20 protein-coding genes are annotated in these 19,903 nt (G+C 67.0%); 8 read left to right on the top strand and 12 right to left on the bottom strand.

Annotated features, from left to right (window positions below; genetic code table 11):
- The first annotated feature begins 30 nt into the window (after positions 1–30).
- Positions 31–510, top strand: coding sequence for a TspO/MBR family protein (locus tag OKW76_RS00100; RefSeq protein WP_322740101.1), 480 nt, complete (start codon positions 31–33; stop codon positions 508–510).
- Positions 511–607: 97 nt separating this feature from the next.
- The gene (locus OKW76_RS00095) at positions 608–1,399 is read left to right on the top strand and encodes a DUF2189 domain-containing protein (protein ID WP_265550049.1); all 792 of its coding nucleotides are present in this window, start codon (positions 608–610) and stop codon (positions 1,397–1,399) included.
- A 19-nt stretch (positions 1,400–1,418) separates the two neighbouring features.
- Here the strand turns inward: OKW76_RS00095 and OKW76_RS00090 are convergent, their stop codons facing one another.
- From OKW76_RS00090 to ccmC, 7 genes are all read right to left on the bottom strand, one after another.
- A complete protein-coding gene (locus tag OKW76_RS00090; RefSeq protein ID WP_265550047.1) occupies positions 1,419–2,066 on the bottom strand; it encodes a tetratricopeptide repeat protein in 648 nt (215 codons plus the stop codon).
- A gap of 13 nt (positions 2,067–2,079) precedes the next feature.
- Positions 2,080–2,490, bottom strand: a complete 411-nt coding sequence (locus OKW76_RS00085) for a cytochrome c-type biogenesis protein (RefSeq protein WP_265553052.1) — start codon at positions 2,488–2,490, stop codon at positions 2,080–2,082.
- A gap of 143 nt (positions 2,491–2,633) precedes the next feature.
- Positions 2,634–3,161 carry a redoxin family protein gene (locus OKW76_RS00080; RefSeq protein ID WP_265550045.1) on the bottom strand — a complete coding sequence of 176 codons (528 nt, stop codon included), beginning with the start codon at positions 3,159–3,161 and terminating at the stop codon, positions 2,634–2,636.
- The gene (locus OKW76_RS00075) at positions 3,158–5,215 is read right to left on the bottom strand and encodes a heme lyase CcmF/NrfE family subunit (RefSeq protein ID WP_265550043.1); all 2,058 of its coding nucleotides are present in this window, start codon (positions 5,213–5,215) and stop codon (positions 3,158–3,160) included. The genes OKW76_RS00080 and OKW76_RS00075 overlap by 4 nt, the downstream gene beginning before the upstream one ends.
- A 10-nt stretch (positions 5,216–5,225) precedes the next feature.
- Positions 5,226–5,660, bottom strand: a complete 435-nt coding sequence (gene ccmE / locus OKW76_RS00070) for a cytochrome c maturation protein CcmE (RefSeq protein ID WP_256506883.1) — start codon at positions 5,658–5,660, stop codon at positions 5,226–5,228.
- On the bottom strand, positions 5,657–5,785 hold the full coding sequence (locus tag OKW76_RS00065) for a hypothetical protein (protein WP_265550042.1): 129 nt from the start codon (positions 5,783–5,785) through the stop codon (positions 5,657–5,659). The genes ccmE and OKW76_RS00065 overlap by 4 nt, the downstream gene beginning before the upstream one ends.
- Positions 5,782–6,501: a heme ABC transporter permease CcmC gene (gene ccmC / locus OKW76_RS00060; RefSeq protein ID WP_265550040.1), complete on the bottom strand. Its 720-nt coding sequence runs from the start codon at positions 6,499–6,501 to the stop codon at positions 5,782–5,784. Before ccmC ends, OKW76_RS00065 begins: the two co-directional genes overlap by 4 nt.
- A gap of 236 nt (positions 6,502–6,737) precedes the next feature.
- On the opposite strand from ccmC, the gene OKW76_RS00055 reads away from it, so the two are divergent.
- The 3 genes from OKW76_RS00055 to dapE all read left to right on the top strand — a co-directional run bounded on the left by OKW76_RS00055 (position 6,738) and on the right by dapE (position 10,484).
- Positions 6,738–7,406, top strand: coding sequence for a glutathione S-transferase family protein (locus tag OKW76_RS00055; RefSeq protein ID WP_265550038.1), 669 nt, complete (start codon positions 6,738–6,740; stop codon positions 7,404–7,406).
- A 141-nt stretch (positions 7,407–7,547) separates the two neighbouring features.
- Positions 7,548–9,314 (top strand): putative bifunctional diguanylate cyclase/phosphodiesterase, encoded by a 1,767-nt coding sequence (locus tag OKW76_RS00050; protein ID WP_265550036.1) that lies wholly within the window; start codon positions 7,548–7,550, stop codon positions 9,312–9,314.
- Positions 9,315–9,362: 48 nt separating this feature from the next.
- Positions 9,363–10,484 carry a succinyl-diaminopimelate desuccinylase gene (gene dapE / locus OKW76_RS00045; RefSeq protein ID WP_265550034.1) on the top strand — a complete coding sequence of 374 codons (1,122 nt, stop codon included), beginning with the start codon at positions 9,363–9,365 and terminating at the stop codon, positions 10,482–10,484.
- Here dapE and OKW76_RS00040 read toward each other — a convergent pair.
- The 4 genes from OKW76_RS00040 to OKW76_RS00025 form a co-directional block, all read right to left on the bottom strand.
- Complete coding sequence (locus tag OKW76_RS00040; protein WP_265550032.1) at positions 10,462–12,126, bottom strand: putative bifunctional diguanylate cyclase/phosphodiesterase; 1,665 nt, start codon at positions 12,124–12,126, stop codon at positions 10,462–10,464. The genes dapE and OKW76_RS00040 overlap by 23 nt on opposite strands.
- Before the next feature lie 107 nt (positions 12,127–12,233).
- On the bottom strand, positions 12,234–12,770 hold the full coding sequence (locus tag OKW76_RS00035; RefSeq protein WP_265550030.1) for a Smr/MutS family protein: 537 nt from the start codon (positions 12,768–12,770) through the stop codon (positions 12,234–12,236).
- Positions 12,771–12,801: 31 nt separating this feature from the next.
- Entirely contained in the window at positions 12,802–14,058 is a 1,257-nt protein-coding gene (locus tag OKW76_RS00030; protein ID WP_265550028.1) for a murein transglycosylase A, read from the bottom strand.
- A 25-nt stretch (positions 14,059–14,083) separates the two neighbouring features.
- The gene (locus tag OKW76_RS00025; RefSeq protein WP_416221828.1) at positions 14,084–14,704 is read right to left on the bottom strand and encodes a Tim44/TimA family putative adaptor protein; all 621 of its coding nucleotides are present in this window, start codon (positions 14,702–14,704) and stop codon (positions 14,084–14,086) included.
- Between the two features lie 206 nt (positions 14,705–14,910).
- Here OKW76_RS00025 and secB point away from each other — a divergent pair, with 206 nt between their 5' ends.
- The 3 genes from secB (at position 14,911) to trpS (ending at position 18,164) form a co-directional block, all read left to right on the top strand.
- Positions 14,911–15,432 (top strand): protein-export chaperone SecB, encoded by a 522-nt coding sequence (gene secB, locus OKW76_RS00020; protein WP_265550024.1) that lies wholly within the window; start codon positions 14,911–14,913, stop codon positions 15,430–15,432.
- 148 nt (positions 15,433–15,580) lie between these two features.
- Positions 15,581–17,140, top strand: coding sequence for a murein biosynthesis integral membrane protein MurJ (gene murJ, locus OKW76_RS00015; protein ID WP_265550022.1), 1,560 nt, complete (start codon positions 15,581–15,583; stop codon positions 17,138–17,140).
- A 16-nt stretch (positions 17,141–17,156) separates the two neighbouring features.
- Entirely contained in the window at positions 17,157–18,164 is a 1,008-nt protein-coding gene (trpS, locus tag OKW76_RS00010; RefSeq protein WP_265550020.1) for a tryptophan--tRNA ligase, read from the top strand.
- A gap of 241 nt (positions 18,165–18,405) precedes the next feature.
- Here trpS and dnaA read toward each other — a convergent pair whose 3' ends face one another.
- The gene (gene dnaA / locus OKW76_RS00005; protein WP_265550017.1) at positions 18,406–19,785 is read right to left on the bottom strand and encodes a chromosomal replication initiator protein DnaA; all 1,380 of its coding nucleotides are present in this window, start codon (positions 19,783–19,785) and stop codon (positions 18,406–18,408) included.
- Positions 19,786–19,903 lie beyond the last annotated feature (118 nt).

Genomic DNA, 19,903 nt, shown 5'->3' with positions numbered 1-19,903 from the left:
TTGGACACTCCACAAGATGGACACTCGATTATGATGACGGGCAGTTGGGCACCGATCTGGATCGCCGGCGGCGGGGCGTTGCTGCTGGGCATCGCTGGCGGCGCCACCACGCCGATCGGCAGCTGGTATCGCGAATTGGCCAAGCCGGCCTGGCAGCCGCCCAATTGGGCGTTCGGCCCGGCATGGACGCTGATCCTAGCCTGCGCCGCCACCGCGGCGGTGATGGCGTGGAACGCCGCCCCCGGGGCGGCCGCACGCCGCGACATCCTGATCCTGTTCGGGGTGAACGCCGTGTTCTTCCTGGCGTGGAGCCCGTTGTTCTTTATGGCCAAGCGGCCCGACTGGGCGCTGGTCGAGGTCGTGTTCCTGTGGGGTTCGGTGCTGGCGCTGCTGATCGGGCTGTGGCCGATCTCGCGCACCGCCGCGCTGTTCATCCTGCCCTATCTCGGCTGGGTCAGCTTCGCCTCGGCGCTCAACCGCGCGATCGTGGTTCGCAACCTGCCCTTCTGATCTTTGCCAAGCCGTTCGCCACGACCTAGCATGTCCAACCTACCGAACACCCCAAGAAGGAAGTCGACCTAGCTGAAGCAACCAAAAGGAAGTCGCCATGGCCGTCACGATCCAGTCCGAACCCGTTTCCTCCGCCAGCGAAATCGCCGAAGTCCGGCGGATCGGCAAGGCGGATATCGATTGGGCCTTGGCGGAGGGGTGGCGAGACTTCACCGCAAAGCGCGGCGACCTGCTGTTCATCGGGCTGATCTACCCCGTGATCTGCGTGCTGGCGGCGTTCGTGACCTTCAACGATTCGCTGTTTCCGTTGTTCTTCCCGCTGGTCGCCGGGCTGTCGATCGCCGGTCCCGCAGTCGCTTCGGGCTTCTACGAACTGGCGCGCCGGCGCGAGGAAGGTGTCGATTCGAACTGGTGGCATTTCCTCGATCCGCTGAAAGGCCGAAGCCGGACCCCGATCGCGATGCTATCGCTGATGCTGGCGGGGCTCTTCATCGGCTGGTTGATCGCAGCCTATGCGATCTACACCCTCACCTTCGGCGCCGACGGGCCGATGCGCGCCAGCGAGTTCAGACGCATCTTCACCACCGATTCGGGCTGGGCGATGATCGTCATCGGCAACCTGGTCGGCCTTGGCTTCGCAGCGGTGGCGATAACCCTGTCGTTCGTCGCGTTCCCGATGGTCGTCGACAAGCCGGTGTCGGCGGCGAGCGCGGTCGCGACCTCGGTCGCTGCCGCGCGGCGCAATCCGAGCGAGACGATCGGCTGGGGGCTGCGCGTCGCGGCGCTGCTCGCACTGGGAACGATCCCGTTCGGGGTCGGGCTTGCGATCGTGTTACCGTGGCTCGGCTACGCCACCTGGCATCTGTATACGCGGCTGATCGTTCGCTGAGCGGCGCCGCCCGCGTGCGTCAGCGCGGGGCTGGCGGCTGCGTGGGGGCGCCCTGCATCATCGCGCGGAAGCGATCGACCACCGCGAGCCGTTCGACAATGTCGCCGCGATAAGGGGCGTTGGCGGGGGTGAGCGCGAGCGCCTGCGCCCAGGCGGTGCGCGCAGGATCGATCTCGCCCGCGTTGAGCAGCGAGATGCCGAGGAAAAAGGGCGGTCCCGGCGCCTTGGGATCGAGCCGCACCGCCTGGGCAAAAGCGAAGCGCGCTGCGGGCGACAATTGCTGCCCGTCATGCACCGTCAGCATCGTGCCGAGCGCAGTCCAGGCGCCGGGATCCTCGGGCGCACGGCGCACCACGTCGATCAGGATCCGCACCGCTTCGCCCTTGTCGCCGCGCGCCATCGCGCCATCAGCAAGACTCATCGCCCCACGATGCCGCTCGCCCAGGATCGCCGCGCGGAAATCGATCAGCCCAGGATCGACGCGCAGCCCCTGGTCGCCGGTCGCGACCGGCGCGGCGGGCTGCATCGGCTTGCCCTGCAATGCATAGCCGGTCGCGCCCAATACCAGCGCCGCCGCCATCAGCGTCGCCAGCATCCGCGGCGCGCCGAGCCACCACAATGCCCCCCCTGCGCCGAGGCCGAGCAACACGAGGGCTAGCCAGCCCATCAGCGCGGCCCCATCATCGTGAACGCCGCCGAAAGCTACGCGCGGCAATCCCCGCGCCCAGGATCAGCAACACGATCGGCGCGATCCACAGCGGCACCGACGCGCCGCTGACCGGCGGGTCGTAGCTCACATAATCGCCATAGCGCTCGATCAGCCAGGCGCGGACGTCGGCGGCGCTTTCGCCCTGCCCCACCCGCTCGCGCACCAACGCGCGCATGTCACCCGCCATGTCGGCATCGCTGTCGGCGATCGATTGCCCCTGGCAGACCAGGCAGCGCAATTCCTCCATCAACTCGCGCGCCTCGGCCTCCTTGGCGGGGTCGGGTAGCTGCTTCCAGGCGAGCTCGGCCTGCGGGACGGCGGATTGCTGTGCGGCGAGCGGAGCGGCGGTGAGAAAGAGAGCAGCGAGCGCGGTGACAAACAGCGGCAGCCGCCCCCCGTCGTCACCCCGGCCTTGTGCCGGCGCCCACCGTGCCGCAGGCGCTACCGCACGAACGTCGGGCGCCCCCGCTCGCCGCGAGGTAAACCCCGGCTCAAGGCCGGGGTGACGGTTGTGGTTCCGCCACCTCACCGCGCCGCCTCCAACGCCGCCAAAATCCGCGGCACGTCGCCCTCGGTGATCGCGCCGATATGCTGCATCGCGATCCGCCCCTGCGCGTCGATCACGAAGGTTTCGGGCACCCCCGACGAGCCCAGCGCAAGCTGCACCGCGCTTCGCGGATCGTCGCCGATCCGGCGATAGGGGTCGCCATGTTCGGCCAGGAACCGCGCGATCGCCGGCCCGGTATCGCGAATCGCGATCGCATCGATCGCGACGCCCGCCTGCTTGAGCCGCATCAGCTGCGGCGCCTCCGCAATGCAGGGCACGCACCAGCTCGCGAACACATTGACCAGCCGCGGCGCACCGCCGGGATTCTCGCCCAGTGCCAGCCCGGGCTTGCCCGGCAACATCGGTTCGAGCGTCAGCGCGGGCAGCGGCTTGCCCACCAGCGCCGAGCGGATCGTCGGGTCATTGGGCCGGTACAGCCCATGCACCGCCAGCGCGACCAGCCCCGCGAACACCAGCAACGGCACCCACAGCAGCAGCTTCTTCATGCCGCAGCCATCCGAATGGGAATCCGCCGCTCACGCACCACGCGGCCGATCAACGACAACAACCCACCCAGCCCGATCAGCATCCCGCCGAGCCAGATCAGCGTCACGAACGGTTTCCACCACAAACGAAGCTGCCACCGGCCCTCGCCATCGGGCTGGCCCAGCACGGTATAAAGCTGGCCATCGAACACCGTCTCGATCGCAGCTTCGCTCGTCACCGTCGGCGGCGCCGAGAAGAAGCGGCTCTGCGGTCGCATGGTGAACGGCGTAGCTTCGCCGCGCTGCACGCGCAGCCGGCCTTCGAGCGCCGACCAGTTCGGCCCGATCGCAGGCCTGATGCCTTCGAGCACCACCGAATAGGGGCCGACCTCAGTCACCTGCCCCACCCGCACCGCGACCAGTTTCTCCTGCGTGAACGCAGCCTCGCTCGCCATCCCCGCGACGCTCACCGCGACACCGAGATGCGCGACGACCATGCCATAGGTGAACAGCGGCGTGCGACGCAGATTGCGCTTCCAAAGCGGCGCGACGCTCGCCACCGCCAGCCCGAACGCGAAGCCCAGCCCCAGCAGCGGCAGGATCGCGGTATCGGGTGCGATCACGAACACCGCGACCAGCCCCGCCAGCGCCACCCCGATCGGCGCGGTCATCCGCCCGATCAGTTCCTTGCCCTCGTCGCGCCGCCAGCGGATCATCGGCCCCACCGCCATGCCGAGCATCAGCAACAGCGCAATCGGTGCAGTGGTCTTGTTGAAGAACGGCGGACCGACCGACAATTGCGTCCCCATTGCCTGCGCGACGATCGGATACAGCGTGCCGATCAGCACGATCCCCAGGATCACCGACAGCAACAAATTGTTGAAGATCAGCCCGCCCTCGCGGCTGACCAGTTCGAAGGTCGAGCCCTGCTTTACGCTGCCGATCCGCCAGCCGAACAGCACGAGTGCACCGCCGATATACAGGATTAACAGCGCCAGGATGAAGCTGCCGCGGCTCGGATCGACGGCAAAGGCGTGGACGCTGGTCAGGATTCCCGATCGCACCAGGAAGGTGCCGATCATCGACATGCTGAACGCAACCACCGCGAGCATGATCGTCCACGACCGCAGGCCGTCGCGCGTCGCCAGCACCGTCACCGAATGGAGCAAAGCGGTCGCCGCGAGCCAGGGCATCAGCGAGGCGTTCTCGACCGGGTCCCAGAACCACCAGCCACCCCAGCCGAGCTCGTAATAGGCCCAATAGCTGCCCGCGGTGATACCGATCGTGAGGAATATCCAGGCACCGAGCACCCAGGGGCGCATCGCGCGCGCGAATGCCGGCCCGACATCGCGCATCACCAGCGCACCGACCGCGAAGCTGAACGCCACCGACAGCCCGACATAGCCGAAGTACAAAGTCGGCGGATGGAAGGCCAAGCCGGGGTCCTGCAGCAGCGGGTTGAGCCCCGCGCCTTCGGGGGCGGCGGGATTGAGCCGCGCAAACGGATTCGATGCGATCAGCAGGAAGGCGTAGAAGCCGAGCGCGATCGCGGCCTGCGCCGCCATCGTCGCGACCAAAGTCGCCTCGTTCAGCCGCCGCTCGATGATGGCGATCGCGCCGCCGGCGATCGCCAGCACCGTGACCCACAGCAGCATCGACCCTTCGTGATTCCCCCAGGCGCCGGCTATCTTGTACATCAGCGGCTTGGCCGAATGGCTGTTCTGCGCGACCAGCACGACCGACATGTCCGATCGGATGAAGAGCAGGATCAGCAGCACGAACGACAGCGCGGCGAGCAGCCCCTGGACGATCGCGACCGGGCGGACGCCGGCGATGAGCTGCGCGGCGGTTGCTGCCTTTTCTTCGGTCAGAGCAGAACCGCCCCCTCCCGTTCGTGCTGAGCTTGTCGAAGCACCGTTCTTCTGCTCGACCGAAGAAGAAAAGGACGATCCTTCGACAAGCTCAGGACGAACGGATGTTCTGGACATCCACAACCCCAGCCCCGCCAGCACCAGCTGCAACAGCGCCAGCGCCGCGGCAAGCCACAGCGCCGCAAGTCCGGCTTCGGCGATCATGGCGTTCCGATCACGGTTCTAGCGTCTCGGCCGCAGCCATCTTGCCCGCCATTTCAGGCGGCATGTAGCGCTCGTCATGCTTGGCGAGCAGGTTCGTCGCGGTGAAGCTGCCATCGGGCTGGAACATGCCCTCGGCGACTACCCCCGAATCTTCCTTGAACAGATCGGGCGCGATTCCGCTGAAGCGCACCGGCACGGTCGCCTTGCCGTCGGTCACCACGAAGTTGATCGACACGCCATCGGGCTGCGGCTTGATCGATCCCGCCGCGACCATCCCGCCCAACCGCACCGCGCGCCCCACCGGCGGCGGCTTGCCCGCGACATCGGCGGGGGCATAGAAGAACGCGGCTTCGTCCTGCAGCGCCGACAGCGCCAAGCCGCTCGCGCCCATCACCGCGACCAGACCGAGCCCGGCCAGCAGCAACCGCTGATGCTTCGCCTTCATCGCCTGCGCACCTTGTCGGCGGCGTTTTCGGCGCGGCGCATCGCCAGGAAGCTCTCGATCAGGATCGCCCCCGTCCCCAGCACCGCGACGCCGTAAGCCGCGATCACGAAAAACCATTGGTTCATGCTGCTGCCATCCGGCGCATCCGCGCCTCTACCTTCGAGGAAGCCAGGATCGCGCGCATCCGCATCAGGACGATGCCTGCGAACAGCAGGGTAAAGCCCGAAAGCGTGAACGCCAGCGGCCAGAGGATGGCATTGTCGATCGTCGATTTGGTCAAGCTGAGGCTCTGTCCCTGGTGCAGCGTGTTCCACCAGACCACCGAATAGCGGATGATCGGCAGCAGGACGGTGCCCGCGACCCCGAACAACGCCGGAATGCGCGCATCGCCGCCGCGCGCCGCATCGGCACGCGATAGCGCTATATAGGCGAGGTATACGAAGAATAGCAGCAGCATCGACGTCAGCCGACCGTCCCATTGCCACCACGTTCCCCAGGTCGGGCGCCCCCAGATCGATCCGGTCGCAAGACAGATCGCGGCGAACAGCGCGCCGGGCACCGCGCAGGCGCGTGCCGAGACGGCGGCGAGCGGATGCCGCCATACCAGATAGGCGATGCTCGAAATCGCGATTCCGCTCCATCCGCCCATCCCCAGCCAGGCGGCGGGAACGTGAAGGTACAGGATTCGCACCGTCTCGCCCTGCAGATAATCGGGGGGCGTCTGCGTCAGCCCCGCCCAAGCGCCGAACAGCAGCAAGGCGAGCCCGCCCCACACCAGCACCGGGGTCAACGGCTTCGCGATCTTGAGGAAGCGAACAGGATTGGCGAGCGCGTGGATCACGATGGACCGACCATAAGCGAAACGGGCGGCGAATCCACCGGGCTGTTGGGCGGTGATGCGACAAATCGTGGCTGCAGTGCAGCAACGCACCCGTCACCCCAGCGAAAGCTGGGGTCCAGGGCCACGAGCGCGACGGTACCAGCGTGGACTAGACCCCAGCTTCCGCTGGAGCGACGCCGGTCTCGCAACCCACCCGCACAGTTGCCCCGCCGCCCCCGCCCGGCTACCTCCAGCACATGCTAAAGCTTATACTGGGCAACAAGGCCTATTCGTCATGGTCGCTTCGCGGCTGGCTCGCGGTCAAGCATGCGGGGCTGGCCTTCGAGGAGGTCGTCGTGCCGCTGTACGACCAGGCCTGGGAACAGCGCCGCGAGGGCGATGAATTTGCGCCGTCGTCAGGCAAGGTGCCGATCCTGTGGGATGGCGACGTGGTGATCTGGGACAGCCTGGCAATCATCGAATATCTCAACGAAAAGACCGGCGACGACCGCTTCTGGCCTGCCGATCCCGCGGCCCGCGCGATGGCGCGGTCGATGGCGGCCGAAATGCATTCGAGCTACGCTGCGCTGCGACGCAAGCATCCGATGAACATTCGGCAGGTATATGAGGCAGGGGAACCCGACGCCGACGTATTGGCCGATCTCGGCCGGATCATGGAATTATGGGCGCAGGCACGCGCGCGCTTCGGTGGCGACGGTGAATTCCTGTTCGGCAAATGGGGCGCGGTCGACATCATGTTCGCGCCGGTCGTGACGCGGATCATCACCTATTCGCTGCCCTTCGCGCGCTTCGCCGGCCCGTACATGAACGCCGTCATCGCGCATCCCTGCATGCAGGACTGGATCGCCTGCGCGCAGGAAGAGGAATGGGTGCTCGAACAATATGAGCAGGCACCGGCTGCCTGACGCGAGCTTCGCTGCCGGGTACGGGCTTTAGTCACCGGGCGCGCTTTTCGGGCCATTATGGCTGCTGTTACTGATCCATGATAAGTAGTTAGGCCGACGGTCTATACCTATTCTTTAGTTTAAGCCGGGCATTGTCGATCGATGGCCGATCGATATGAAGCAGCGCGGCTCGACGCGCTACATCGCCTGAACCTGCTCGACACCTCGCCGAGCGAGGCGTTCGATCGGATCACACGTCTTGCGAGCCAGATTTTCGGGCTACCGGTAGCGGCGGTGTCGCTGACCGATCATGATCGCCAATGGTTCAAGTCGCGCGTCGGCGTTGAGCATCAATCGATCCCGCGCGACAAAGCTCCCTGCGCGGCGGTTGCCGAGAGCAGTGCCCCGCTGGTCGTGCCCGATCTGCTGTCCGACAGCCACTATGCGACCAGCATCCTGGCGGGCCAGGGTGTGCGCTTCTACGCCGGCGCGCCGCTGACGACGCGCGACGGCTTTGGCCTGGGCGCGCTTTGCGTGCTCGGCCCCGAACCGCGCAGCGCGACCGATGCCGAGATGGCATCGCTCAACGATCTCGCTCAGATGGTGATGACACAGATCGAGCTGACGCATGCGATGGGGCGAATCGATCCGCTCAGCGGCCTGCCCAACCGCACCCAGTTTCTCGAAGATCTCGAAGACCTGGCGCGCGATACGCCCGGCACGCGCCGGCTTGCGGTGCTGGTCGATCTTGCCCGCGCCGACCAGCTCGATAATGGCGCGCGCGCGCTCGGCTCGGCCTATATCGACACGCTGGTCCAGGAGGGCGCGCGCGTGCTTCGCGCCAAGCTCGGCCCCAAGCGCACCGCCTATCACGTCGCCCTGACCAAATTCGTGTTCCTGGCGCCGCGCAACGTCGACGACATCGAATATCGCGCGCCGCTCGAATCGCTGTTGCGCCGGCTGAGCAAGGGGCCAGACACCAAGTTCGGGCTCAACGGCATGATTGGGGTCGCACCGTTCATCGTCGGCGAATCGGCGCCGAACGATGTGTTGCGGCTGGCGTACAGCGCATCGTTGGACGCATGTAATCACGAGCCCGCGATCAGCTTCTATTCGTCGGCCGAAGATACCGCGCACCGCCGCCGATTTACGCTACTCGAGGATTTCGGTGTGGCGCTCGAAGCCCCCGCGCAACTCCGCCTCGTCTATCAGCCGCGGATCGACCTCGCCTCGCGCCGGTGCCTGGGTGCCGAGGCGCTGCTGCGCTGGGACCATCCGACGCTCGGCGAGGTATCGCCCGCCGAGTTTATCCCGATCGTCGAGCAGACGTCGCTGGCGCGGCCGACCACCGCCAAGGTGCTCGATGCCGGGCTGGCGCAGCTCGCCGCGTGGCTGGGGTCGGGCATTGCGATTCGGCTGTCGATCAACGTGTCGGCAGCCAATCTCGACGAAGCCGATTTCGCGCAGCGGCTGCAGCTCTATCTGCTCAAGCATCAGGTGCCCCCCGAAACATTCGAGATCGAGCTGACCGAGAGCGCGGTGATGGAAAATAAGGCGCGCTCGCTCGCTCAGTTGGCGGCAATCGAAGCAGCGGGCATCGCAATCGCGATCGACGATTTCGGCACCGGCCACAGCAGCCTCGCCTATCTCCAGCAGCTCCCCGCCAAGGTGGTGAAGATCGACCAGTCCTTCGTCCGGCGCCTTACCGAGGGCGAGCGCGAACGAACCTTGGTGCGATCGATGATCTCGCTGTCGCACGATCTAGGTTACCGCGTGGTTGCCGAAGGCGTCGAAACCGCCGAGGCGGCCGATGTGTTGTTCGACACGGGCTGCGACGAGGCGCAGGGCTATTTTTTCGCGCGACCGATGGAAGTCGGCGAGTTCGAACGCTGGTACGCCCGCCAGGACGCCGCCCGCGCCGCCGCCTGATGCAACGCGGGATTGCCTAGCCGTCAAGCTTGCGCGATGCCGGCAAGCATGACCCACGATCCGATCGCCCTCACCACCGCGCTCCTTTCCGCCGACAGCGTCACCCCGGCGCGTGGCCAGGTGTTCGACATCCTCGAAGCGATGCTCGTCCCGCTCGGCTTCGCGGTCGATCGATTCGTCGCGGGTGAGGCGCCCGACGGCCCGGTCGAAAACCTGCTCGCCACCCGCGGAGAAGGTGGCACCCACCTCGCCTTCGCCGGGCATCTCGACGTCGTCCCCCCTGGCACCGGCTGGACCAGCGCGCCGTTCGCGCCCGAAATCCGCGGTGATCATCTATATGGCCGCGGCGCGGTCGACATGAAGGGCGCGATCGGCGCGTTCGTCGCCGCCTGCGCCGATCCGCAACCGCGCGGCACGCTCAGCCTGATCATCACCGGCGACGAAGAAGGCCCCGCGACCTTCGGCACCCCGGCGCTGATCGACCGCATGGCGGCGCGGGGAATCGCGCCCGATCTCTGCATCGTCGGCGAACCCACCAGCGTCGATCGCCTGGGAGACATGATGAAGATCGGCCGCCGCGGATCGGTGAACATCTGGATCACCGTCCCCGGCCGCCAGGGCCACGTCGCCTACCCGCATCTCGCGGACAATCCGATCCCGCGGCTGGTCGCGATCCTGGCGGAGATCGATTCGATCGCGCTCGATCACGGCACCGACTGGTTCCAGCCCTCGAACATCGAAGTGACCGACATCACCGTCGGCAATCCCGCGACCAACGTCATCCCGGCACAGGCCTCGGCGCGGATCAGCATCCGCTTCAACGATCTGCATCGCGGCGCCGAGCTGGGCGCGCTGATTAAGGGGCTGGTCCACCGCCACGCCCCCGAGGCGAGCGTCGTTGCGCGGGTTTCGGGCGAGGCGTTCCTCACCCAGCCGGGCCGGCTTTCGACGATCGTCGCCGATTCGGTCGAAGCGCATACCGGCGTCCGCCCCGCGCTATCGACCAGCGGGGGAACCTCGGATGCGCGGTTCCTCGCCAAGCTCTGCCCGGTGGTCGAATTCGGGCTGTGCAACGCGACGATGCACAAGCTCGACGAGGCAGTGGCGGTCGCCGACCTCGTCACGTTGCGCGCGATCTACGCCGACATCATCCGGCGAACGCTCGGCTGAGCAGCGGCATCCGCGGCGTCTGCGCCCAGGCAAGGAAGATATCCTCGGGCATCGGCCGCGCCACCGCATAGCCCTGCAGCACATCGCAGCCGATGATTCGCAGCACCTGCGCCTGCGCCGCCGATTCGATCCCCTCGGCCACCGCTTCGCAATTCAGCCCATGGATCAGGCTGATCACCGCCTGCGCGATGATCCGCGCCTCGTGGTGGGTCGCGACATTCTCGATCAAACTGCGGTCGAGCTTCACGCGATCGACCGGCAGCGCGCGCAGCCGCGCAAGGTTCGAATAGCCCGTACCGAAATCGTCGATCGCGATTGTCGCACCGTCGGCGCGAAGCGCTTCGATCGCGGCGATCACCTCGTCGCTGCAGGTCATCGCCAGCGTCTCGCTGATCTCCAGCTCGAGCAGCGTCGCCGGCGCCTGCGCATTGTGCATCGCCGCGCGCAACCGGCGGAAGAAATGCGCATGGTCGATCTGCCGCGGGCTGATGTTCACCGCCATCCGCTTCTCGATGCCCAGCTGCGCCCAGCGGGCGATCGTCGCGGCGACCGATTCGACCACCCATTCGCCGATCTCGACGATCAGCCCGGTTTCCTCGGCGCGCTGGATGAACGCGGCGGGCAGCTTCTCGCCTTCGGGATGCTGCCAGCGCAGCAACGCCTCGGCGCCGACGATGTGGCCGTCCTGCGCGCTGACCTGGGGTTGGAACACCAGGCTGAACTGCCGCTTTGCCATCGCCTCGCGCAGGTCGCTTTCGAGCCGCGCACGGGTCGCGATCTCGGCCGCCAGGGTCTCGGTGAAATATTCGGCGCGGCCGCGACCGGTGGCCTTGGCGTGGTACATCGCTGCGTCGGCGGCGCGCATCAGATCGTCGAGGGCGGCGCCGTGCTGCGGCCGAATCGCGATCCCGATCGACGCGCCGATCCGCACTTCCTGGTCGGACAATGCGAAGGGCTGGCTCAGCGCGTGCTGGATCGCGCGGCCGATCCGCTCGCTTTCCTCGGCATCGGTAAGCGCGGGGAAGAACATCGTGAATTCGTCCCCGGCAAGGCGACCGATCAACGGCTGCGCCTTGGCGGGCTTGGCGGCGTGACGATCGGCGATCCCGCGGATACGATCGGCGACCATCCCGAGCAGCAGGTCGCCGTTCGCGTGGCCGAGCGTATCGTTGACCGCCTTGAAACGGTCGAGATCGATAAAGAACAACGCCGAGATGTCGCCGGGGCGTCCGGCGGCCAGCATCGCCTCGCACGAGCGCTGGAAGCTGATCCGGTTGGGCAGCGCGGTCACCGGATCGTACATCGCCAGCCGGTGGACATGCTCGAAATTGCCGTGAAGCTGGCGGAACAGCCCGTCCATCGCGCCGGCAAGCGCAGGCGCGGTACGCCCGACCTCGGGGGGAATCGCGCTCAGCAAATCACCATTGGTCGCGCGCGCCAGCCGCTGGATCGCGGCATCGAGCGAATCGGCATAGGAAGCGAACACTTGGCGCCCCGCGGCCCAGCACAGCATCGCGCAGCCACTCGCGGCGGCAAGCGCGCCGACCAGATTCGCGCCTGCCGCCAGCGACACGGCGAACACCGCCGCACCAGCACAGATCGCGAATAGGGTCGCCCTGCTCGTGAGCGAGAAGCCATGCATCGTCGGCGGTGAATCCCCTGGCCCGCCGCTGTTACAAACGGCTTCCTGCGACTCGCAACATCGCCCAAATAGATTAACAAAACAGCGGTGTTAGTCTTGAAGTTGCGTCAGCCGGTCCGCGCGCGGCGCAGGACGATGTACAGCGCCCCCGCCCCGCCGTGCCGCGGATGCGCGCCGCGTACCGCCGCGATCCGTTCGGCATGGCGCGAGCCCGCGAGCCAATCGCCGATCGCCGCTCGAATCGCCCCCCGGCCATAGGGCCGCTCGGCATCGGCGCGCGGCGGCTTGCCGGTGACGAGCAGCAGCACCCGGTCACCGCGGGTGATCGCGTCGGCAAGCCCGGCATCGAGCACGCGATGCGCGGTCGACAGCGTATGGCCGTGCAGGTCGATCGAGCTTTCGGGTGATACCAATCCGCGCGCCAGTCGCTTATCCCAGCCGCCATCGAGCGTCGCCTTGGCCGCGGGCTTGGGCGACACCGGCGGTCGCGCGGCGACCAATGCAGCCGGAACCGGCGCAGGCCTGATCTTCACGAATTTCGGCGGGGGCGATTTCACCGGCGCGGTCTTGGGCGGCGCTGCCACCGGCGCCGCGACCGGCGCTGCAGGCTTCGCCCTCCCCTCGATCGGACGCACCGATGCCATCACCCGCGCCCATAGCGCGGTTTCCTCGGGGCTAAGGCGTCGGCTGACCACCGCGCAACCGTGCGAGGGTGCCGCGCGGCACCAGAAGGAAGGCGGTGCCGCGCGCCGACATGCCGCCCGCGGTAGCGCGTGCCTCGTCGCCCGCGCCCCAGAACGTATCGAAGCGGTTGGCGCCCTTGATCGCGCCGCCGGTATCCTGCGCCACCCAGATGCCATTGGCGTCGGGACGATCCATCGACAGGAACACCGGCGCGCCGAGCGGCACGAAGCGCGGATCGGCGGCAACGGTCGCGCGCGGGGTCACCGGCAGCCCCATCGCCCCCAGCGGCCCTGGCCCGGTCAGTTCGCGAAAGAACACATAGCTCTTGTTCTCGCGCATGATCGCCTGGCCCTCGGCGGGGTTGGCGCGCAGATACGCCATGATCCCCTGCATCGACGCCTGTCCCGGCTGGAGCAGCCCGCGATCGCGCATCAGCTTGCCGATGCCGGTATAGGGCTGGCCGTTCTGGCTGGCGTAGCCGATCCGCATGACCGATCCGTCGGGCAGCCGCAGCCGCCCCGACCCTTGCACCTGCAGAAAGAACAATTCGATCGGATCGGCGGCCCAGGCGAGTTCGAGCCCCTTGCCCGCAAGCACGCCTTCCTCGATCCGGGTTCGGTCGTGATACGGCACGAACGCGCCGTCCTCCACCCGCCCGCGGAACTTGCGGCCGGCAAGGTCCGACGCGAACAGCCCCATGTCGACGTCGACCAGGTCGGCGGGCTTGGCATAGACCGGGGTTTCATAGCCGCGCTGGCGGGTGCGCGCGCCGCGGATCTCGGGCTCGTAATAGCCAGTCGCGAAGGCGCGCCCGTCGGCGATCTGTACGGCTTCGAAGCTGGTCACGAAGAAGGTCCGGGCGTCGGTAGCGCGCTGCGCATCGGCGCAGGGTTTGGCCCAGTCGCTGCCACGCGTCAGCCCGGTGACATCGTTGCGCTTCTGGAGCGAAGGGCAGCTCGTGCGAAAAGCAGCGAGCGCGCGCGTCGCTGCGGCGCTGTCGACGGGCAACGAGGCGATCGCCGGCCCGGCAATGACCCCTGCCGTAGCGGCGCTAACGGCAGTGGCGGGCGCGGCAGGCGCGGTGATCGGATCGAGCGGCTTGGCGGCACTGGGCCAACGCGCCGCATCGGCGGTGGTCTCCGGCCCGCGTGCAGGCGCGGGCGCGCCCGGCTCGATTCCACCAGGAACGATCGCGTTGCTGCACGACGCCAGCAGCAAGGCCAGCGCGACTCCCCCCCGGGTCCGCATGTTCCTCAAACCCCCGTCATCGCGCTCAGACTTCGTCGGTCTCGGCGAGCTTCCAATTGGGATCGTCGCTGCGAAGCCGGCGAGTGAAGGTCCACGCATCGTGCGTCTCGACCGCGTCGCTGAGCGAACCCGCAACGACATTGCCCTCTGCACCGCGCGTGATCGCTGCGATATCGGCGTCGAACCGCACCGTGACACGCGCGAGCGAGCCATCGACCGCGGCATCGGACACGACCGCACGCTCGATCGAAACCAGCCGATTCTCGAGGGTTTCGCCGGCGGCGGCGCGCGCGTCGATCGCGCTTTCGAACGCCGCCTTCACGTCGGGCTCCACCAGCCACTCGAGCGTCTCGCGATCGCCCTTCCAATAGGCCTCGAGGATCATCCGATACGCCGATTTCGCGCCCTCGACGAACTGCGTCAGGTCGAACGACGGATCGGCGGCGACCAGCGCGCGGATCCCGCCTTCGGCCTTGGGCTCGATCAACCGGTTGACGGTGTCGCGCGTTTCGGCGGGCAGGTCGATCGAGCGCGGTACCGGCAGCGTGGCGACGCGATCCTCCGCCGGCTTGGGCAGGGGCTGTTCATGGCCCGTGCGCTTGCCGAGGACCGAATAGAGCCGCAGCGCCAGAAAGCCCGCGACCATTGCAAGAAGAATAACGTAGAGCACCGTGCCTCCGACGAGTTCGATCCACAACATAGGCGCAAGGGCGACCGGATTCAAATAGCGCCGCCGATGTCATTTTGGCGAGGGCCGGGCCGTTGAACTGGCGCGGCCTCCCTGCTAGTCGCCGCGCTTTCCAATATTCGGTGCGCCGGGCGTGCCCGCCACCACATGAAAGGGCCTATCCGATGGACGAGCAGGGGAACGTCGAGGGCTTCGGGCAGCCAGCCGCCAATGGCGAAGATTCGGCGCCGATGGCCAATGTCCTGTCGCAATATGTGAAGGACCTGTCGTTCGAAAACCCCAATGCGCCCGCGATCTACCAGGTGCAGGGCGCGCCCAAGCTCGACGTGCAGTTCAACATCGGCGCGGCGCAGGTGGGCGAGGACGTCCATGAGGTCGTGCTGAAGATCGAAGCGCGCGGCGAGATCGAGGGCCAGGTGATGTATCTGTGCGAGCTGTCGTTCGCCGGGCTGTTCGGGCTGCGCAACATTCCGAACGAGCATCTCCAGCCCTTCCTGCTCGGCGAAGCGCCGCGCATCCTGTTCCCCTTCGCGCGCCGCGTGCTCGCCGACGCCGTGCGCGACGGCGGCTTCCCGCCGCTGCTGCTCGAGCCGATCGACTTCGGCGCGCTGTATTTCCAGCAGCAGGCGCAGGCCGCAGCCGCCGAAACCGGCGAGATCGCAGGCGAAGGCATCGGCCACGCTTGAGCGGCTTCTCCCCTCCCTGGCCGGGAGGGGTCGGGGGTGGGTCGGGTCCGGGCGGCACCGATCCGTCAGCGCTTCGGGCGCGGTATCGCGAGCACGCCACCCACCCCAACCCCTCCCTTGAAGGGAGGGGCTTCGTTCGAAGGCTCCCATGAACCTCACCCGCGCGCTCGGATCGGTCGGCGGCCTGACGCTCGTCAGCCGGGTGCTCGCGCTGGTGCGCGATTCGCTCCAGGCGACCTTTGTCGGCGCAGGCTTTGCCTCCGACGCCTTTCTGGTCGCGTTCAAGCTGCCGAACATGTTCCGCGCGCTGTTTGCCGAGGGAGCGTTCAACGCCGCATTCATACCGCTGTTCAACCGCAAGGTGGGGGCCGACCGCGATTATACCGCTGCGTATGATTTCGCCGGGCGCACGTTGGCGCTACTGCTGCCGATCCTGATCGGCTTCACCGTCTTACTGATGCTCGCCGCCGATCCGCTGACATGGGCGCTGTCGGGCGGATTTGACGATCCAACGCCCGACGAGTTCGCCTTCGCGGTCACGCTGTCGCGGATCACCATCCCCTATCTCGCGCTGATCTCGATCGTCTCGTTGCTCGGCGGCGTCCTCACCTCGCTCGGCAAGTTCGCCGCCAACGCCGCCGCGCCGATCCTGCTCAACATCGCGATGATTGCGGCGCTGTGGTTTTTCCACGGCGACAACGGCTATGAAACCGCGCGCGCGCAGGCGATCGCGGTTACCGTCGGCGGCGCGTTGCAACTGCTCTGGCTGATCCTCGCCTGCCGCCGCGCGGGCATCAGCCTTCGTTTGCGACTGCCACGGATCGACAACGATGTTCGCGAGCTGCTGCGGCTGATCCTGCCCGCCGCGATCGGCGCCGGCGCGATGCAGATCAACCTGGCGGTCTCGACCGCGCTGGCAGGCGGGCTGCTCGAAGCGGGGTCGATCTCGTATCTCTATTATGCCGACCGGCTGAACCAGCTGCCGCTGGGGCTGATCGGCATCGGCCTTGGCACGATCCTGCTGCCGACGCTGTCGCGAATGCTGGCGTCGGGCGACGACAAGGCCGCGATGGAGACGCAGAATCGCGGCATCGAGCTCGCATTGTTCCTCACCCTCCCCGCCACCGTCGCCTTCCTGGTCGCCGCCGAGCCGATCGTCCGCGGCATCTTCCAGCACGGTGCCTTCACCGCCGAGGACACCCGCGCGGCCGCCCTGGCGCTGTCAGCCTTCTCAATCGGCCTGCCGGCGTATGTGATGATCAAGGTGCTGACCCCAGGCTTCTACGCGCGCGGCGACACCAGGACGCCGGTGCGCTTCGCAATGATCGCGGTAGCGGTGAATCTCGTCGGCAACCTCATCTTGATCCCGACGATCGGCTTCATGGGGCCACCCCTGGCGACCGCAGTGTCGGCGCTGGTCAACATGGCGCTACTCTACTGGATGCTGCGCCGGCGCGGCCATTTCGTCGCCGATTCGCAGCTCAAGCGCCGCCTGCCCCGGCTGGCGATTGCCGCGCTAGTGATGGGCGGCGTGCTCTACATGCTCGACGGGCTGATCGACCCCTACACCACCGGTAGCCTGCTGATACGCATCGCCGGGCTCGGCGCGCTGGTGGCGGGCGGCGGGCTGGTCTATGTCGCGGCCTGTTTCGCGACGGGTGCCTATCGCCCGTCGGACCTCAAGGCGCTTCGCCGCCGCCCCGCTTGAACCAGAAGAAGAATCCATGCGCATCGTCTCGGGAATCCAGACCACCGGCAACCTCCATCTCGGCAATTATCTCGGCGCGATCCGCCAATGGGTGGCGATGCAGGATGCGCTGCAGCCGGGTGACGATTGCCTGTTCTTTCTGGCCGATCTCCACGCGCTGACGGTGACGCAGGATCCCAACGAGCTGGCGCGCACCACCGTCGAGATGGCGGCGACGCTGATCGCGGCTGGGATCGACACCGACCGCGCGATCCTGTTCAACCAGGCGCGCGTGCCCGAACATAGCGAGCTCGCCTGGCTGCTCGGCGGCACTGCGCGGATGGGCTGGCTCAACCGCATGACGCAGTGGAAGGACAAGGCGGGCAAGAACCGCGAAGGGGCCAGCGTCGGGCTGTTCACCTATCCGGTACTCCAGGCCGCCGACGTGCTGCTGTACCGTGCGACGCACGTGCCGGTGGGCGAGGACCAGAAGCAGCATCTCGAACTCGCGCGCGACGTCGCGACCAAGTTCAACACCGATTTCGGCGTCGAGCTGTTCCCGCTGCCCGAACCGCTGATTTCGGCCGCCGCCCCCCGCATCATGTCGCTGCGCGACGGCAGTGCCAAGATGTCGAAGTCCGACCCGTCGGACATGAGCCGGATCAACCTGATCGACGACGACGACACGATCGTCGCCAAGCTTCGCAAGGCCAAGAGCGACGCCGATGTGCTGCCCGAGACGATGGCGGGACTCGCCGAGCGTCCCGAGGCACGCAATCTGGTGACGATCTACGCCGCGCTGGCCGGACGCGGGACCGACGACGTGGTTGCGGAATTTGCAGGACAAGGCTTTGGCGCGTTCAAGCCAGCGCTGGCCGACCTGACGGTGGCAACGCTGGGCCCGATCCGCGATCGGCTGACCCAGTTGCTGGCGAACCGCGACGAAGTGGCTGCCGAGCTACGCAAGGGCGCTGACAAGGCGCGGACGCTGGCGGCGCCGACACTGCGCGCGGCGCAAGAAGCGCTGGGGCTTCAGGTAGCGTAATCTGCGCCCCTCGCTGCCGAGGGGGGGTACCCCAACACACCGTTTGGTGAGGATCAATCCGTAGCGCCTGCGGCGAGCCGCCGGAGCGGGTACTCTTCCGCCAACACAACGGACTTCTCTTCGTCATTCCCGCGAAGGCGGGAATCCATATTCGGTGCAGGAATTATGGATTCCCGCCTTCGCGGGAATGACGGACGAGAGGGGAAAGTATCACGCCGTCACGCTATCAAACTATGGTCGTTCAGCTTTCCAGCTGCCGCATCAAGCTGCGTACCGCACCGTCGATCTCGCGGTCTTTGCCGCGCAGATCCTCGATCCGCTTGACCGCGTGGATCACCGTCGAATGGTCGCGGTTGCCGAATTTGCGGCCGATCTCGGGCAGGCTGCGTGTCGTCAGCCGCTTGGCGAGGTACATCGCGATCTGGCGCGGGCGTGCCACCGCCACTGCGCGGCGATCGGAGATCAGATCGAGCTGCTTCATCTCGAAATGCGCCGACACCGCCTTTTGGATGTCGTCGATCGTCACGCGGCGCTGTGCCCCGCGCAGCACTTCGCCCAAGGTCTGAAGCGCGAAATCCATCGTCACGGTCTCACCGATCAACTGGGCATAGGCGACCAGCCGGTTGAGCGCGCCCTCCAGCTCGCGGATGTTGGTGTTGATCCGCATCGCCAGCAATTCGAGCACTTCGTCGGGCACCGCAACTTGCGGCATCTCGCGCAGCTTGGCGTCGAGGATCGCGCGGCGCAGGCCGAATTCCGGCGGCTTGATGTCGGTGACCAGCCCCGCGCCCAGCCGGCTGACCAGCCGCGGCTCGACCCCATCGAGGTGCTGGGGCGAGCGATCGGCGGCGATCACCAGCCTTTTGCCCATCGTCATGAATTCGTTGACGGTGTGGAAGCATTCCTCCTGCGTCGAATCCTTGCCTGCGATGAACTGCAGGTCGTCGATCATCAGCAGGTCGACGCCGCGCAGCCGCTCCTTGAAGCTGAAGGTGTCGCGCGCGCGCACCGCCTTGACGAATTCGAACATGAACCGCTCGGCGGGCATGTAGATCGCGGTCGCACCGGGATTGGCCTCCTGAAAGGCATGGCCGATCGCGTGGCACAGATGCGTCTTGCCCTGCCCCGTCGCGCTATGGATGTAGAGCGGGCTGAACTGCGGCGGGTTACGATCGGCAAGCGCCTTGGCGGCGTTGAGCGCCACCCGGTTCGAGGTATCGGCAACGAAGCGATCGAAGGTAAAGCGCGGATCAAAGGCGAATCGCTCGGCAACGGGTACCACCTGCGCAACGGGCGCGGCGACGGGCGCGGCCTCGCTCAGCACCCGACGCGGTGCTGGCGCGGCGCTCAGCGTCTCGACCGACACCGCGCGGACCCCGGGTAGCATCGTGCGGAACTCGAGCAGCAGCCGCTCGGCATAATGGCCCTTCACATAGTTGGTCATGAACGGCGAGGGCAGCGCGATACGGATGCAGTCGAGGTCCGAGCTATCGGCCAGCGTCGCGGGCTTGAGCCACTGGTCGAACACCTTCGCACCCGATTGGGCACGAAGGTTCCGGCGCACCTGTTCCCAGGCGGTTGCCAGTGTCGCCGATCGGCCAGCCTCGTCTTGCTCGTTCACGCGGACAGACCCCTCCTGTGCCGGGAAGCACGTGCTTCCGGCGACGCATCATCAACAGTCAAAAACCCCCTCAGCCGGAAAACAATATTCCGTCTGGTTGCGAAGATTCGCTGAACCC

This window comes from Sphingomonas sp. S1-29 (genome assembly GCF_026167545.1).
In the GTDB taxonomy this organism is placed as follows: Bacteria; Pseudomonadota; Alphaproteobacteria; order Sphingomonadales; family Sphingomonadaceae; genus Sphingomonas.
Note: the sequence above shows the minus strand (reverse complement) of the source record. Positions and strands in the feature narration are given on the sequence as shown.